The organism is Microvirga sp., from assembly GCF_014699075.1.
Lineage (GTDB): Bacteria > Pseudomonadota > Alphaproteobacteria > Rhizobiales > Beijerinckiaceae > Microvirga.
Genome location: NZ_JACXAB010000003.1, coordinates 190,936 through 206,035, shown reverse-complemented (window position 1 = coordinate 206,035; position 15,100 = coordinate 190,936). Strand labels below are relative to the sequence as shown.

Annotated in this window: 15 protein-coding genes; 9 read left to right on the top strand and 6 right to left on the bottom strand. The window is 61.4% G+C overall.

Annotated elements, in window-relative coordinates:
* The first annotated feature begins 11 nt into the window (after window positions 1-11).
* The gene (locus IC232_RS06535) at window positions 12-845 is read left to right on the top strand and encodes an inositol monophosphatase family protein (protein ID WP_190844124.1); all 834 of its coding nucleotides are present in this window, start codon (window positions 12-14) and stop codon (window positions 843-845) included.
* On the opposite strand, the gene IC232_RS06530 is transcribed toward IC232_RS06535, so the two are convergent.
* Window positions 836-1,480, bottom strand: coding sequence for a transcriptional regulator (locus IC232_RS06530; protein ID WP_190844123.1), 645 nt, complete (start codon window positions 1,478-1,480; stop codon window positions 836-838). The two genes, IC232_RS06535 and IC232_RS06530, sit on opposite strands and share 10 nt — an antisense overlap.
* Window positions 1,477-2,592, bottom strand: a complete 1,116-nt coding sequence (locus IC232_RS06525) for an aminotransferase class I/II-fold pyridoxal phosphate-dependent enzyme (protein ID WP_190844122.1) — start codon at window positions 2,590-2,592, stop codon at window positions 1,477-1,479. The genes IC232_RS06530 and IC232_RS06525 overlap by 4 nt, the downstream gene beginning before the upstream one ends.
* 155 nt (window positions 2,593-2,747) lie before the next feature.
* Here IC232_RS06525 and IC232_RS06520 point away from each other — a divergent pair, with 155 nt between their 5' ends.
* From IC232_RS06520 to IC232_RS06505, 4 genes are read left to right on the top strand one after another with little or no spacing between them, the layout of a single operon-like run.
* Window positions 2,748-3,863, top strand: coding sequence for an aminotransferase class I/II-fold pyridoxal phosphate-dependent enzyme (locus IC232_RS06520; RefSeq protein WP_190844121.1), 1,116 nt, complete (start codon window positions 2,748-2,750; stop codon window positions 3,861-3,863).
* Between the two features lie 15 nt (window positions 3,864-3,878).
* A complete protein-coding gene (locus IC232_RS06515) occupies window positions 3,879-5,270 on the top strand; it encodes a M20/M25/M40 family metallo-hydrolase (RefSeq protein WP_190844120.1) in 1,392 nt (463 codons plus the stop codon).
* Window positions 5,267-6,235, top strand: coding sequence for a pyridoxal-phosphate dependent enzyme (locus IC232_RS06510; protein WP_190844119.1), 969 nt, complete (start codon window positions 5,267-5,269; stop codon window positions 6,233-6,235). The genes IC232_RS06515 and IC232_RS06510 overlap by 4 nt, the downstream gene beginning before the upstream one ends.
* 5 nt (window positions 6,236-6,240) lie before the next feature.
* Window positions 6,241-7,200: an ornithine cyclodeaminase family protein gene (locus IC232_RS06505; RefSeq protein ID WP_190844118.1), complete on the top strand. Its 960-nt coding sequence runs from the start codon at window positions 6,241-6,243 to the stop codon at window positions 7,198-7,200.
* Here the strand turns inward: IC232_RS06505 and IC232_RS06500 are convergent.
* From IC232_RS06500 to serA, 3 genes are all read right to left on the bottom strand, one after another.
* Entirely contained in the window at window positions 7,158-7,805 is a 648-nt protein-coding gene (locus IC232_RS06500; RefSeq protein WP_190844117.1) for a hypothetical protein, read from the bottom strand. The two genes, IC232_RS06505 and IC232_RS06500, sit on opposite strands and share 43 nt — an antisense overlap.
* 197 nt (window positions 7,806-8,002) lie before the next feature.
* A complete protein-coding gene (locus IC232_RS06495; protein WP_190844116.1) occupies window positions 8,003-8,308 on the bottom strand; it encodes a hypothetical protein in 306 nt (101 codons plus the stop codon).
* Between the two features lie 403 nt (window positions 8,309-8,711).
* On the bottom strand, window positions 8,712-9,959 hold the full coding sequence (gene serA / locus IC232_RS06490; RefSeq protein WP_190844115.1) for a phosphoglycerate dehydrogenase: 1,248 nt from the start codon (window positions 9,957-9,959) through the stop codon (window positions 8,712-8,714).
* A gap of 463 nt (window positions 9,960-10,422) precedes the next feature.
* On the opposite strand from serA, the gene IC232_RS06485 reads away from it, so the two are divergent.
* Together IC232_RS06485 and IC232_RS06480 are read left to right on the top strand one after the other, a co-directional pair.
* Window positions 10,423-11,196, top strand: a complete 774-nt coding sequence (locus IC232_RS06485) for an endonuclease/exonuclease/phosphatase family protein (protein WP_190844114.1) — start codon at window positions 10,423-10,425, stop codon at window positions 11,194-11,196.
* 104 nt (window positions 11,197-11,300) lie between these two features.
* Window positions 11,301-12,245: a lysylphosphatidylglycerol synthase domain-containing protein gene (locus tag IC232_RS06480; RefSeq protein WP_190844113.1), complete on the top strand. Its 945-nt coding sequence runs from the start codon at window positions 11,301-11,303 to the stop codon at window positions 12,243-12,245.
* Window positions 12,246-12,248: 3 nt separating this feature from the next.
* Here the strand turns inward: IC232_RS06480 and IC232_RS06475 are convergent, their stop codons facing one another.
* Complete coding sequence (locus IC232_RS06475; protein ID WP_312895116.1) at window positions 12,249-13,748, bottom strand: phospholipase D-like domain-containing protein; 1,500 nt, start codon at window positions 13,746-13,748, stop codon at window positions 12,249-12,251.
* A gap of 161 nt (window positions 13,749-13,909) precedes the next feature.
* Here IC232_RS06475 and IC232_RS06470 point away from each other — a divergent pair, with 161 nt between their 5' ends.
* Window positions 13,910-14,524: a DedA family protein gene (locus IC232_RS06470; protein WP_190844112.1), complete on the top strand. Its 615-nt coding sequence runs from the start codon at window positions 13,910-13,912 to the stop codon at window positions 14,522-14,524.
* 196 nt (window positions 14,525-14,720) lie between these two features.
* Window positions 14,721-15,044 (top strand): DUF2934 domain-containing protein, encoded by a 324-nt coding sequence (locus IC232_RS06465; RefSeq protein WP_190844111.1) that lies wholly within the window; start codon window positions 14,721-14,723, stop codon window positions 15,042-15,044.
* Window positions 15,045-15,100 lie beyond the last annotated feature (56 nt).

Below are 15,100 nucleotides of genomic sequence, written 5' to 3'. Positions count from 1 at the left end.
TGACCAGTCTCATGAATTTCTCCCGATCCGACGCCATGACCGTGGCGGAACTTCTCAGGGTAGCGGCGCAGGCGGAGATCCTGCCACGATTCCGAAATCTTTCCGCTGGTGCCGTCCGGACCAAGACCTCGCATCTCGACCTCGTCACGGACGCGGACGAAGCGGCCGAACGGATGATCGAGGCGGAGCTTCAGCGTCTCTTCCCTGCTGCACTGGTGGTTGGAGAAGAGGGCGTAAGCCGTAATCCGCGGCTGCTCGACGGACTGGACGATGCTGAGCTCGCCTTCATCCTCGATCCCGTCGACGGCACACTCAACTTTGCCTCCGGGCTTCCCCTGTTCGGTGTCATGGCGGCCGTGGTGATGAAAGGAGAAGTGGTCTGCGGCGTGATCCTTGATCCAATCTCGGACGATTGGGCCATGGCTGTTCGTGGCGAGGGAGCCTGGATCCAGCGCCCCGACGGCAGCACCGCTCCCCTTGGTGTCGCAGCCGCCGTTCCGCTCGCCGAGATGGCAGGCAATGTCTCCTGGCGCTACCTTCCCGAGAACCTGCGGCCCCTAGTGACCAGCAACCTGCCGAAGGTCGCCATGGCGGCCGATCTCCGTTGCTCGGCTCATACCTATCGGCTCATCGCCGCAGGTCATCTGCACTTCTCGTTCTCATCGAGCGTCATGCCCTGGGACCACGCGGCCGGCTGGCTGATCCATCGTGAGGCTGGCGGCTGCACGGCGCATTTCGACGGCTCCCCCTACCGCCCGGCCAACCGGAGCGGGGGCCTCATCAGCGCGCCCGACGAGACGAGCTGGCGGGCCGTGCGCGACGCGCTCCTTCCCTCTCAGGCCTGATCCTTCTTGCGAAGGTAGTTGTAGACGGTGGCACGGCCCAAGCCGAGGATCCGAGAGATGTAGGCCGCCGCATTGCGCCCGCCGAACGCGCCGTCTCCCGCCAAGTCGGCGACAAGCTGCTGCTTCTGCAGGCGGGTCATTTCCGCAATGGAGAGCCCGCGTTCACGGGTCCAGCTCTGGATGTACTCATTGATGCGCTCGTGCCAATCCTCCTTGAACAAGGAAGCTGGCTTCTCGGCAGATTGGGGAACGGCAACCAAGGCCGTCAGTGTCTGCATCACGGCATGAAAATGGGACACATCGACGTTGATGCAGAGAATGCCGATCCCCTTGGAACCCGCGCGGAGGACAGCGCTGACCGATTTGATGCGCCGCCCGTCCCAGTTCACCTTTTCGTAAGGGCCGATGATGACGTCGGATGGCTTGAAATCGATCTCATGCAGGAGAGACGGCTCGCCGAGCTCCCGCTTGGAGAACGGGTTCGACAGATGGACCACCGTCTCTGTCGATAGATCGTGCAGGACCACCTCCGCATAGGGCTGGAACAGCAGAGCAATGGCATCACAGACCGGCGCATAGGCCGCCAGCTCCGGGGTAAGGTCCGCTACAGGAGACGCCTTCTGCGCCTGTGTCATGTGAGTTCCGCGCGCACGAATGCTGCAAGGCGCTGAAGACCCGCTTCCAGGTGATGGGCAGGAGCGCCGATGCCGATCCTGATATAGTGATCCATGCCATAGACATCGCCCGGCAGCAGCATGATGCCGCGCTCTTCACGCAGGCGATGTACCAGCTCCGTCGAATTCATCGACATCGCGTAGCGGAGAAACGCCATGCCACCGGCCTTGGGCGGCACGAACGAGAACAAGTCGCTGTTCTCATCGACCCAGCGCTGTAGGAGAGCGAGATTCTCGCGCAGGATGCGCTTGCTGCGCGACAGGATTTCCTGCCGCTTTGCAGGCTCCACGACAATCTCGGCCACGAACTCGCTGACGGCGCCGGTCGTGATCGAGGTGTAGTCCTTGCGCTGCCAGGAGGCATAGATTTCCTGTGCGGGCCCGACGAGCCAGCCGATGCGTAGGCCGGGCAGCGCCATGGCCTTCGAGAGGCCGCTGGTGATGATGGCCTTCTCGTAGAGATCGGCAAAGCTTGGGGGCTCGTCCTGCTCCAGCTCCGCGCCCTTGTAGACTTCGTCCGCGTGAAGGTAGATCCCGTGCTCGCGCGCAATCGCTACGAGCCCGTCCATTGTTTCGCGCGACAGGACGCTGCCTGTCGGATTGTTCGGATTGCAGATCGTCATCATCTTCGTGCGGGCCGACACGGCCTTGCGCACATCCGCAAGATCCGGCGTCCATCCCAGCTCCTCCCGCAGAAGAACCTCTTTCACCGTTACACCGATGGCGCGAGCCCAGCCCCAGATCTGCAGGTAGTTCGGAACGAACACGACAAGCTCGTCGCCCGGTTCCAGCAGGGACATCACGAGCAGGAAGTTTGCCTCGGCCGATCCGTTGGTGACGATCACCTCGTCAGCCGTACGCTTCGTGTGCAACTTGGCGATGGCCTGCCGCAGTTCCACGCGCCCGTTCGTCCAGCCGTAGCCCAGCTCCACATCGAGCAACTGGTTCTGCTGCTCCGGAGTCAGGAGCTCACGCAGGGAGTAGGGATGCACACCACTGTCGGACAGGTTGTACTCGACCGTATTCTCATACAGCGACTGAATGCGCTCCAGCGTGAACTCTTCGATTTTCATGGGATCCCCGTGAGGCTGAGCGAGATGTTTCGGCTCTGTAGCATCATGGATTTGGACAAGAAAGTCCAAATTGGACTTGACGGTTCAAAATCTCTCCTGCCATGGTCCGGGTTCATTCAGCGCCGGAGCGCTGTCATTCCCGCATTGGAGCAACCGTGCAGTTCGATACCTTTCTCATGGAACGGAACCAGACGCTCTTCGAGAACGGCGTCGAGATCAACCTGACCGAAAGCGGCGTGCATCCCTGCACCATTGAGGAGATCATGCCGTCGGATGCCGCGCAGGCGCTCCTGCGGCTTCCGCTCGGCTACGGCTGGACCGATGGTCGACCGGATCTGCGGTCAGCGATCGCAAGCTGGTATCCGGGCGCATCGGCTTCCAATGTGCTGGTCACCAACGGCTCCTCGGAGGCGACGATGATCGCCCTGATGGCCATGGCGGACCCCGGCGACAAGGTTCTCTTCGCGGTTCCCAACTTCATGCAGGTCGATGGCCTTGGACGCGCTCTCGGCATGAATGTTCAGCGGCTGCCTCTCGTGCCAGACCAGGGATGGCAGATCGATCCGGATGCGCTTGCGCAGGCCGTGGACGGCGGCGTGAAGCTGATTGCCGTTACCAATCCCGGTAACCCGACCGGCGCCGTTCTCTCGCTCCGCAGCCGCGAGGTTCTGCTGGAGACCGCCCGTAGGGCAGGGGCATGGCTCATGGTCGACGAGATCTATCGCGGCGGCGAGATCGACGGGGCTGAGACGGCAACCTTCTACGGAAGCTACGACCGCGTCATCGTTACCAGCAGCCTGTCAAAGTCATTCGCTTGTCCGGGCCTGCGTCTCGGCTGGATCGTCGGGCCGGAAGTGGTCGTCGAGGAGGCTGCCAAGCGGCAGGACTATACCACAATCGGCAGCGGGATCCTGAGCCAGATCGTCGGCGCCGCCGTGATGGCACCGGAGAACCGCGAGCGCATTCTGGCACGGGGGCGGGCTCTGTTGCGCGAGAACGCGGACATCGTCCAGCGCTGGATCGAGAAGCGGAATCGATGGTCCTGGCAGCGTCCCGCGGCCGGTGGCATGGCCTTCCTGCATTATGACTTCGATATGCCGTCAGAGGCTTTGTCCAATGCGTTCCGGGAAGAGGAAAGTGTGTTCGTCGTGGCCGGAAGCTGGTTCGGGATCGAGAACCACATCCGGATCGGCATTGGCGTGAAGCCCGACCACCTCATAGAGGGGCTCGCCCGCCTCGACACCTTCCTTGCCCGCCGCGGCTTGGTCTGAAGCGAGATCAACCCAATGCTGCCGCACGATCATATGCCGAAGGCACGCGAAGAGCTCCGCCGTCTCGTGGCCATTCCATCGGTCAGCGCGCGAGGCGAAAAGCTTGTCGAGTGCGCCGAGGCGGTTCGTGATCTGCTGGTCGAGGCGGGTTTCAATACAGAAATACAACCGGGAGAAGTGGGTCCGTTCGTCGTGGGCGAGATCGGCAGCGGCCCGCTCACGGTCATGATCTACAACCATTACGACGTTCAGCCCGAAGACCCGGTGTCGCTGTGGCACTTTCCCCCGTTCGAAATGTCCGAGCGCGACGGTCGCTGGTACGGGCGTGGCGTCGCAGACGACAAGGGAGAGTTCATCAGCCGACTCGCAGGCTGGCGCTTGTTCCGGGAGCAGCATCCTGGGCCCTTGCCGTTCAAGCTCATCTGGCTTGTCGATGGCGAGGAAGAGATCGGCAGTCCGTCGCTCGAAGCCTTCCTGAAACGACGCTTTGAAGGTGAAGCCGTCGATATCTGCTGGTGGGAATATGGCGAGATCGATGCGAGCGGTCGCCCAATCATCCTTTGCGGCTTCAAGGGTGTGATGGCGGTTGAACTGCGCGACAGAACGGCAAGAGCGGATCTGCATTCGAGCCTTGGCGCCGTCTTCGACAACCCACTGTGGCGGCTCGCAGCCGCAACGGCGTCTCTCCGCGACAATTCAGGACGCATCCTCGTTGAAGGTTTTTACGACGCCGTGCGTCAGGCTTCCCTCAGCGATAGGGAACTGGCCGCGGCTCCTCCTTACTCCCTAGATAGCCTGGTAGAGGCGACGGGCGCGCAGCGGCTTCTCGACGGAGTTGATGCCGAGAACTTCTACAATGCCATCAATTTCGAACCCTGCATGAATGTGAATGGCTTCTCAGGCGGCTATGCGGGCGAGGGCGCCAAGACCGTTCTGCCTGGGGAGGGTGCGGTCAAGATCGATTTCCGCCTTGTGCCTGATCAGGATCCGCAGCATATCGTTGCACTTCTGCGCGGGCATCTCGACAGGCATGGTTTCGAGGACATCGAACTCATCGTTCACGATGCCAATGTGAAGCCGGTCCGAGCATCGACCGACCACTGGTTCGTTCAGGACGCGAAGGAGCTTCTGGAGGCGCATTTCGGCAAATCGGCCATTGTGCAGCCGAGCTCGCCGGCCTCGGGCACAGCCTATCCCTTCGTGGAACAGCTGGGTGCCGAGATCGTCGGCCTTGGTATCACTCACCATGGAGCCATGCTCCACTCGCCCGATGAGAACATCATCATTGACCAGTTCGCCAGGATGATTGAATGCTCTGCCGCAATCCTGGCAAGGCTCTCACAAAGAGCAATCCGGATGAAAGGGCGATCGAACCCTGAGCAGCTGCCAGACGGAGAAACGCCATGATCAGCATCGTTCTTGAGGCTGCCGCCCGATCGGTGCAGGCGCGCCGGAGGATCCGCAGCCACATCTACGAGACACCCTTGCTCCCATCGCGGCAGATCAGCCGGGAAACCGGCTCGTCGCTCTTGTTCAAAGCCGAGAATTTTCAGCTCACCGGATCCTTCAAGATCCGTGGGGCAGCCAGCAAGATGACGTCGCTCGGCGTCGACCGCGAAGTCATTACGGCATCATCCGGCAACCATGGGATCGCGTCAGCGCAGGCGGCTGCATCGATCGGTCAGGCACTGACCGTGGTGCTGCCTGAAACGGTAGCACAGGCCAAGCTCGAGCGAATTCGCAGCTTCAACGTCAATGTCGTTCTGCACGGCGCTGAGAGCGGCCTGGCTGAGCTTCACGCCCAGCAAGAAGCGGCGTCGCGAGGTCTGGTCTATGTGTCTCCGTACAATGATCCCGAAATCATCGCCGGCCAGGGGACCATCGGGCTGGAGCTGCTCGAACAGGCGGACGACATCGACAATGTCTTCATCGCCATGGGCGGCGGTGGGCTGATCGGCGGCATTGGCTCGGTGCTTAAGAGCTTCAGCCCCAGGACGCGCATTTATGGCGTAGCGGCGCAGAATTCGGCTGCTCTTGCGGCCTCCATGACGGCCGGACGTGTTGTCGAGACCGAGCATCGCGACACGCTCGCGGATGGCGTTGCAGGGGGCATGGATAATGACAGCATCACGCTGCCACTCGCTGTCTCGGTCGTCGATGAAGTCGTCACCTGCACAGAGGTCGAGATCGCACATGCGCTTAAGGACATGGCTTTCAAGGAAAACCAGATCGTGGAGGGTGCGGCGGCTCTTGCCTTAGCCGGGTTTCTTAAAGTGGCAGACCGCTGCAGAGGTCAGAAGAACGTCGTCGTATTGTGTGGAGCGAACTTCGACATAGACAAAGTCTTTTCCATCCTGAACGGTCAAGGGTAAGAACCATGGCTGCCGCAGGTCCGATCACCTTTCTCAATCCCTCGCAGATCGAGCAGCGATTGAAGGGCGTCGATCTTGTGCGCCTGATGGAGCAGGCTTTCGCAGCTTTCTCTCGCGGCGAGGCCGTGGTTCCGCCGCCAGGTGAACTCCTGTTCGAGGATCCACCGGGAGAGGTCCACATCAAGTACGGCTACCTGAAGGCAGGCGACACCTATGTAGTCAAAATTGCATCCGGCTTCTGGAACAATCCCGCACACGGCTTGAACAGCAGCGACGGGCTTCTTCTTGTTTTTAAGAAAGACACAGGCGAACTGGCAGCCGTGCTCAACGATCGCGGGCGTCTGACCGATCTGCGCACGGCAGCGGCCGGAGCTGCCGCGGCCAAGTACCTCGCGCCTGAGAAGATCGGGGCTGTCGGCGTGCTCGGGACAGGCATTCAGGCCGAACTGCAGGTTCAACTCCTCCAAGCCGTTCGGCCATGCCGGAACATCATCTTCTGGGGGCGTAATCCGGAGCGTGGAGATGGTTATGCTGAGAAAATGCGGGACAAGGGCTTCCTCGTCGAGGCTGCGCATTCGCCCGCCGAGGTCGCGGTCCGTTGCCGCCTGATCGTCACCGCGACGGCGAGCCGGGAACCGCTCCTGCGATGGTCCGACATTCAGCCCGGCACCCATATCACGGCGATCGGCGCCGACAGTGCCGACAAGCAGGAGCTGGATCCGGCGATCATCCAGCGGGCTGACCTCGTCGTCACAGACAGCAGGGCACAAGGCCGGTCACGGGGTGAACTCTGGCACGCCTATCGGGCTGATGATGCAGGCATGAGCCGCATCGTCGAGATAGGCGAAGTCGTTTCGGGAATGGTCAACGGTCGAACGGCAGCCGAACAGGTGACGGTGTCGACGTTCTCGGGGCTCGCTGTTCAGGATATCGCAATCGCCTCAGCCGTTCTCGACCGTTCGTGATGACGCTGCCCTGAAGGGGCATGCTCAATCCGCGCGATCAGGGAGTCGATCTCCGCGATCTTTCCGAGGCGGCGCTTGCATTGCCTGTCGAGATACCAAGCTCTGCAGATGCTCAAACCGAGGAGAGGCAGCGCCCAGAGAATGCTGACGACATTCAAAAGCACCAGGGTGAGGAACACAATTGACAGAACCCATGCTTCGATGCGTCCGAAGCCTTCGGTGAATTCGTTTTTCATGAAGAGCTGCTGCCGCTCGATGAGGAGCTGGCTCTTGGCATATCCGAGCAGGAGTTTCCGCTCAGTTCCCTGTTGGGGGCTGAGCTGCCGCTCGAGGCTTCCTCTGAGTTCCGCGAGATCAGAAACGCGATCAGGAGTGTCGTAGACTCGTTCAAGGGGAATAAAGGCTGCAGCAACCCTGCGGTGCAGGGCGATAGGTGCCGGAGGTTGATTGTCCTGCTCTGTTTGTCGTGCATTTGGTTCGAAGTGATCGGTGATGCGGTTGCGGATCTGGGCCACGGCTGTCACTTGGCGACCATGCTCAAAAACCCTGGCGACATGCCCTGCAATCGCCGCTTCGATTGTCGCTTCCGCCCTGTCTGTCGCCATTACCAGCTTCCTTCGCCTCTGGCCTGCCGGCAGTCGAAGACAGCAGGGCGATGGACCCAGGCTTGGGCAGACACGCTCGTGGCGCCATCGCGGCACTTCACGAAGTGTGAAACAGCAGGGTTAACAGATGCTTAAATCCGGCATCCTTCCTCGAAGATTACGCATACAATCTCTTATAAGTAGAGATGAGGACGGTCTCAGCGCTGATCCTCAGGGAGCATGCCGGCCAGGTCCCGGAGGAACTTGATGGATGCGGCCGGACGTCCTTCCTGCTCCGCGACCTTGATGATGTCGTTCAGGATGGTGCCAATCTCACTCAGTTTCGCAACGCGCCCGGCGGAGAGAACGTGGAAAAAGGTCGAGAATGCAACCGCAATCGCTTGGTCATGTTCCTCCAGGACGCGGCACTGCTCTTTGAGCGCTTTGATGTCTCGCTCCTGAGCAGACACGATCTCGACGAGGGTCAGCATCTGCTCGGCCAGGGTGTCTACGGACGTGTTCATATGGCTGAAGCGTTCCAATTGGGCATGAATGGACGAAGGGGCTTCCTCCTGATCGTCGAGTTGCGGAGGAACGAGAGATCGGCGCTTTTCGGGAGATGAGCCTGAGAGACGATCATCTCCAGTCTGCTTGTGTTCTGCGTTCGAGAGGAAAGCCTCTCCAGGCACTGGTTCCGCCTTGTCCGCAACGATACGAGGAAACCCTATCATGCGGGCGAGCCCGGCCGCTGCCTGATGCATGAAATGACGTAACTTCATATGAGTACCGGCAATCACATTCCTGCTTTCGCTTGGACGAGCGCGCCGTCGCCTTCACGGAGGAGAGAGCGTCATCGACGGTATCATGACTTCAGCACAAATGCTCGATGAAGGTCGTCCGACACGTCAGGCGTCCCGCATCTGAGGATCATCCGCGGGCATAGAGCAGCCGGGCGCGAATAGTCCCTTCAAGCGCGCGGATCTCTTGCAGCGTGTCCCGGCTCTGCTCGGGCCGACCTTCCACCTCGATCACCACATAACCGAGTTCGCCATCGGTCTGCAGATGCTGGGCTGTGATGTTGAGGCCCCGTTGGGAGAAGGCGTTGTTCAGGCGCCCGAGCATTCCGGGCACGTTTCTGTGCACATGGATGTAGCGGGTGCCGGTCGTCCTGGATGGCAGCTGCACCTGAGGAAAGTTCACGGCTCCGACCGTCGTGCCCACGTCGGAGTAATCGGTCAGCTTCTTGGCGACCTCTGCGCCGATGCGCTCCTGCGCCTCCTCCGTCGATCCACCGATGTGAGGTGTCAGAATAACGTTATCGAGGCCCTGCAGCGGGGTGACGAAAGGCTCCTTGTTGGATGCAGGCTCAATGGGAAACACATCGACTGCGGCTCCCCGCAGATGACCGCTCCTCAACCCCTCGGCCAAGGCGTCGAGGTCGACCACCGTGCCGCGGCTGTTGTTGATGAGATAGGCGCCCTTCTTCATGGCGGCGATCTCGTCTTTGCCGATCATTCCGTGCGTTGCCGGGGTCTCCGGCACATGCAGGCTGACGATGTCGCTCTGGCTCAGCAGGGCGTGCAGGCTATCGGCAGGCTCCGTATTTCCGTGGCGGAGCTTGTCGGTCTGATCGAAGAAGATGACGCGCATGCCCATGGCTTCCGCCAAGTAGGAGAGTTGCGAGCCGATATTGCCATAGCCTACGATGCCGAGCGTCTTGCCACGCACCTCGTGGCTGTCTGTCGCGGACTTGTCCCACTGGCCTCTATGCGCTGCGCTGGCCTTGTGAAAGGTGCGTCGCAGGAGCATGACAATCTCGCCAATCACCAACTCGGCCACGCTCCTGGTGTTGGAGAACGGAGCGTTGAAAATCGGAATGCCGGCCTGGCGGGCAGCCTCCAGGTCGACTTGGTTCGTCCCGACGCTGAAGCAGCCGGCAGCGATCAGCCGGTTGGCGGATTGCAGAACCCTACTCGTCAGCTGAGTGCGGGAGCGGATGCCCAGGAGGTGGACCCCCTGCAGGGCTTCAATGAGTTCGTCCTCGTCGAGGGCGGTCTTGAGGTGAGTCAGGTTGGTGTAGCCCGCCGCCTTAATCAGATCGACCGCGCTCTGGTTCACCCCCTCGAGCAGGAGAACACGGATCTTGTCTTTCTGAAGAGAGAACATCTCGGACATGTCAGCTCCAACTGCCTTCCATAGGCATGCCATAGCGCGCCGGGGCAGGGGCGGGAACCTCTTTTTCTTGCATAGTTGCGCTTCCATGGACGGGGCTTCCGGCACCCTTTCGGACATCCGACCCCCGACAGGGTAAGGCCTCCTACCTCCTATTCTCTGATCTGGCCTCCCGCGTCTGGTCTATGATGGCTGAATCCGGTTGCTGCTGCAGCCGGTCGAGAAGGCGGGGACCGGTGCCGGATGTACGCACGGTCCCCGTTCCATTTCCCAACTCACATCCCTCGGACCCCTCGGGTTGAGTGGTGGAACCGCCCAGCATCGCCGGGATGTGCGGCCTCAAGCCTGTCAAAAAGCCGAGCTTCAATGGATCCGGGCTCCATCGATGGGAGTTCTGGTTCCATCTGCATAGGAACCAGCCGGTGGGCAGGGCGCTCCCTCCGGAGGTCTGCCAACAGGGGGCGAAGTGCCACGAATCCTGACCTATAACGTACACCGCTGCCTCGGCACGGACGGACGGCTCTCCCCTGCGCGCATCGCCGATGTGATTGCAGCCTATGAGCCGGACGTCGTGGCGCTGCAGGAGCTCGACGTAGGACGGACCAGGACCGGGGGTGTCGATCAAGCTCATGCGATTGCCCAGGCGCTCGGAATGCATGTGCATTTCCATGCCAGCATGCGGGTGCTGGAGGAGGAATACGGCAACGCGATCCTGACCCACAGGCCCTCGAAGCTTGTCAAGGCTGAGGCTCTTCCGGGTCTCGCCGGAAAGCCGCGCCTGGAGCCGAGAGGCGCTCTTTGGGCCTCGGTCAACCTCGGAGGCGCCGATGTCCAGGTCATCAACACCCACCTGGGCCTGCGCCGCCACGAAAGATTGGCGCAGGTGAATGCCCTGCTGGGTCCGCATTGGCTTGGCCATCAGGCCTGCCGGGGGCCGGTGATCCTGCTAGGGGACTTCAACGCCACGCCGCGGTCGCGGGCCTATCAGCGTTTGACCTCGCACCTCTGGGATGTGCAGGCGTTGGGGAGGCTTCCCAAGCCCAGGGCGACGTTCCCGTCGCGCCTGCCGATATTCCGCATCGACCATGTGTTCGTCAGCCGCGGGATTGCGGTGCAGCGGGTGGAAGCGGTGAGGAATCCTTTAGCCCGCATTGCCTCGGATCATCTCCCGCTTCTTGTCGAATTCCACATCGTTCGCGGCAAGGCGCACCAGACCAGCATGGCCCACATGCATGGATAGGGGGCTTACAAGATCACATTACGGATCGCAGGCTCCGCCTTTGCGTTGAACTTTTGAGAGCAGAGTCGTTTCGTGTGCGGTTGCAACGCGGTTGAGGAGAAGGAATGCGTAACTGGAAGTACCTGATCGCTGCGGCTGCCGTCGGTCTGGCAGCTTTTCTGCTGTACCGCACGCTCAGCCGCTACAGCCTGAACGAGTTGATCGCCGCCGTCACGGCCGTTCCCGTGCCAAGCCTCCTGGCTGCTGCAGGATTTGCTGCAGCGAGCTATGTGTCCTTGACCTTCTTCGACCATCTGGCCTTGCGCTATGTCGGCCGGCCGCTGCCGTATCCAAAGGCGGCCCTGGCCTCCTTCACGGCCCTTTCCCTCGGCCATAACCTCGGATTGGCCGCCTTAAGCAGCGGTGCTGTGCGCTATCGCTTCTACAGCCGCTGGGGGCTTGCCGCGGGCGAGGTGGCGAAGGTCATCGTCTTCTGCGGCGTCACCGTCGGGCTCGGCCTGACGACACTGGGCGGAGCAGCCTTGCTCCTGCGATCGAGGCTAGCCGTGGAGATTACAGGGCTGACCCATCCGATCATCGTTGCCCTGGGCATAGCCTGCCTTGCCGTCCCGGCAATATATCTGACCCTGTCCTTCTTCGTGCACCGGCCGCTGCGGATCCGGTGCTGGTCGCTTGAGGTTCCGGGATTCCGGCTCGCCATCGGGCAGGTTCTGATTGGATCCATCAACTTCGCTTTTGTGGCTGCCTGCCTTCATCAGACCCTCGCGGCCGTGGCAGACGTTGCCTATCTTGGCGTGGCATCGGTCTATGTGATCGCCAATGCGACGGCGCTCGTGAGCCATGTGCCTGGAGGCCTTGGCGTCATCGAGAGCGTCGTCATGTACCTTCTACCCCAGGAGAACCTGATCGGGCCGCTTCTGGTGTTCCGGTTCGTCTATTTCCTCGCGCCGCTTGGTTTAGGGGGCATCCTGTTTGCCGCGACTGAACTGGTCCTGCGGCATCGGGGTTCGGACGCCCACGGAGACGCTCCCGCTCCCGTGAAAGCCTAAACGTCAGTCCTTGCGGCGGCGAAACAGGGCGAGCGGCTCGAAAGGCTCCGGCGGGTCCAAAAGGCTGGTCCCCGGTGCCGGTGCATCGGGCCCGATATCGGCCATGGCCCCGAAGGCACGCAGGCCGCGGTCTCCGGTGTTGAGCTGGTCGATCGCCCGGATGACGGACCCGCCTGTTCCCGCAAGAGCCTCGGCGAATGTCTCCGGCTGTGTATCGAGATGCTCTGCGATCAATTGGTCTCTCAGATGAGCAATGGTCCGACGCTCTTCTTCGGTCATCGCCTCGATGGCGAGGTCGCATTCGCTGTCGAGGCCCATGGAGCGGTTGTTCAGGTTCGAGGAGCCGATGCGCAGGAACACGTCATCGACGATGATGAGTTTGGAATGGATAAGCACTTGGCATTCCCCGCCCGCTCCATTGGGGATGACCGGGTAATAGACACGCAGGCGGTTGTAGTGATCGCATTTGCGCAGACGCCGGATCAGCCTGTCCCGGTTCGTGCCCATGACCAGTTCTTCCGCCCAGCCATGGGATTCGTGCGTCTGGATCACGACAATCTCGGGCCCGCCCGGATCGGCCAGCTGACGCTCGAGGACGTCGCCGATCGAGGGAGCCGTCATGTATTGCGCTTCGATGTAGATGTTCTTCCTCGCGGCGGACAGCGCGTCCAGAGTCAGAGCCGCCGCCTCCTGCGCGGCAGGCTGGTCTCCCCAGGCCGGGTAGGTGCGGGCGATGGCGATCGGCACGTTGGCGAAATCGACGGAAAGATCCTCCGGCCACGGATCGGCCTCATCCGATAAGGCTGGGCTCAGCTTCTCGCCCGTCGCAAATTTCCAGCGGCCATAGCCTACCTCCGCAATGGATCGTGCGGCTTCGCCGTCGACGGCCATCTGAAGATCGTGGACCGGTTCGTAGATGCTCCCATCATCCTTCAGCCGGAGAGGATCGTCGCAGGCATGGCGCTGCGTGTCCCAGCGCTCGACCGTCAGGTCCATGCCGCCGACGAATGCCAGTGCATCGTCGATGCAGACGATCTTCTGGTGGTGGGCGGCATAAAGTGGGTGATGGGTGTCGAGCTTGAGTTGCAGGCGCGGGTGGTCCTGCCACTCAGCGCCGAAGATGAGCGGGCCGGGAGCGCCGGGGGCATGCACGACGGCAACGCTCCACACCAGAATCCGGACCTCAAGGTCCGGTCTGGCCTCCACGAGGGAGCGGAGCAGGGGACCGAGCGGCGGGGAATCCTCCGCGCTCACATCCGGGCGCAGGCGGATGCTGCCGTCGAAGTCCCAGCCGATGATGAGAATGGAGCGTCGGGCACGGCGCAGGGCCGCTTCGAGCCAAGCGAAGTAGGCAGCGCCGTCGATCAGAACCGACGCACGATCGGCCTCGGCGACGCGCCAGCAATTCCGGTCAGGGCGCACGATCGATCCCTCGGGCAGCCGAAGGGCTGCCTGGGCAAGCTGAAGTTCATGCCGGCTCGTCGTTTCTTCCAGAAGCTGCACGCGACTAAGATCCTAAACGCAGTCCTCTGCCAACTCGGGAACCGAGGCCGAGGTTCCGGGTGGAAACACAGAGCTCCTAAATCGTTGCCCAGGGCGATTAGGCTTGCGGACCAAGCCTGCATCGGCAAATTTCCGGATTGATTCACAAGGGATGGAACAGCGTGTTCGATTGGATTGTCAGCCTCATCGACAAGGCCGGATATCTCGGCATTGCCCTGCTCATGCTGCTGGAGAATGTTTTCCCGCCCATTCCTTCGGAACTCATCATGCCCCTGGCGGGCTTTTCTGCCGCCAAGGGGACGCTCAGCTTCACAGGCGTCGTTCTTGCGGGGACGATAGGCTCCCTCGCAGGCGCCTATTTCTGGTTCCTGATCGGCCGCTGGATCGGTCCGAAGCGTCTGAAGCAGTTCGCCGCCAGGCATGGGCGATGGCTGACTATGCATCCCGATGAGGTGGACCAAGCCAGGGCCTTCTTTTCCCGCCATCAGGGTCTTGCCTTGTTCCTCGGGCGCCTGATCCCAACGATCCGCTCTCTGATCTCCGTCCCAGCAGGTGTGAATTGCATCCCGATTTCCACCTTCCTGCTGTGGAGCTCCCTCGGAACGGCCCTCTGGACGGTTTTGCTCGCGGGCGCCGGGTATCTCCTTGAGAGCCAGTACGAGAGGGTCTCGGAATGGCTGAACCCTGTCTCAAATGTCGTGATTGCGGGTCTGGTAATTTGGTATGTGTATAGGGTCATTCGCTTCAAGGCGCCTGAGGCCATTGAAGGCGCCTGAAATTTCATCGGGGCCGGGCTGATTTCTGAGCAGGCATTTGCAGCAGATTCAGGTCCGTGCCGTTGCCAATCCGGCGAAGCGCCTAATAATTTACACAGTTCGCACGGTGAGCGCGCCAAAAGCGGCAGGATGGTCCGGCTGTCTTGCCTTTGCGCTTTATCGGGTTGGGGCATGACATCAGGACTGAAGGGCGACCATGGATAAGGAACTTGAAAGCAAAATCCGCGACCGGGCTTACGAGCTCTGGATGCGGCACGGGGCTCTCCCTGATCGAGCGGACGAATATTGGTATCAGGCCGAACGCGAGATTCTCGGCGAAAGCAGTGAAGGATCGGGTGTCCAGCCTCCATCCCTCATCGATCCCGCTCCCCTGGGCATGACCAGCATGACGGCCGATGAGGCTCCCCCAGTTGCCCAGAAGACCCGCAAGAAGCGCAGTCCTGCTCCGGCTCCCGTGGAGGAAAGCAGGGAGGCTCCTGCCGCAACGCCGAAGCGCAGGCGGACGACGCGGGTGACCTAAGCACGATCGGCATACAAGCCTTCGGCATTCGGTCGGAGGCTCCCGGGCGGTACTCC